The sequence below is a fragment of the Oleiphilus sp. HI0066 genome, assembly GCF_001635725.1.
Genome location: NZ_LWFH01000495.1, coordinates 1 through 722, shown reverse-complemented (window position 1 = coordinate 722; position 722 = coordinate 1). Strand labels below are relative to the sequence as shown.

Here is a 722-nt window from a genome sequence, read left to right as displayed (position 1 = left end):
AGATGGAAATCACGTTTGAGAGAAGGATGCTGAATTTTGGAGCAGCTTCCGAGAAGCTCGTTTCGCAAGAGGAAATGCAATGGAAGGGCGAGACGCTAGGGCCTTTGTTAACAAACAATGCTAATAAGTGGATGGCTCAACTCACACCTTTCGAAATCGTTGTCTGTGAAGGTGTAAATAGCGTTGAGTCGAGTGCTCAATCTGTCTCGCTAGCCAACCGGTGCAAAGGTGCTTTTTTTGTTCTAGCGTTGCAATTAATCGCACCTGCTTACAATCTCATGCGCAGATATACTTATAGGAAGTTTCAATCGTGATTCTCTATGCGGACGCGTCTGAGAGTATTAATTTTGTGCGTGGTCGCTTTGTTTTAGAAAACTTCAAATCTACGGATAAGGAAGTAGTACCAGCTTCTCGTTCTTTTAGCCTGACGGTGGCGATGCACTTTTCTTTGGTCTGCCGCTTGCTAAGGTTGTATCCAAGTAATGTCATTCGACTATCCACTAAGAAGTTTCTCGTGGTGTTTAGAAAAAGGTTCTATCACTTGGACTTTGCTAACACCTCCTTTACTTACCGGTCTGATATCGTTGGTTCATCACCTATCAACGTATTGCTTGATGATGGCGTTTTATTCTACGGAGAATACCGACAGAACAAGGAGCGTTCGCCAATCGCACTTTGGCGGTCAACGGACTTCGGAGAAACGTGGGAATCAGCCTATCAAT

2 protein-coding genes are annotated in these 722 nt (G+C 44.3%); both read left to right on the top strand.

What is annotated here, in order from left to right; all coding sequences use genetic code 11:
• On the top strand, positions 1–314 hold a 314-nt coding region (locus A3738_RS31845), incomplete at its 5' end, for a hypothetical protein (protein WP_068763462.1).
• Positions 311–722 (top strand): hypothetical protein (locus tag A3738_RS06935; protein ID WP_156504031.1); only part of this gene is annotated, 412 nt, incomplete at its 3' end. The genes A3738_RS31845 and A3738_RS06935, both read left to right, overlap by 4 nt.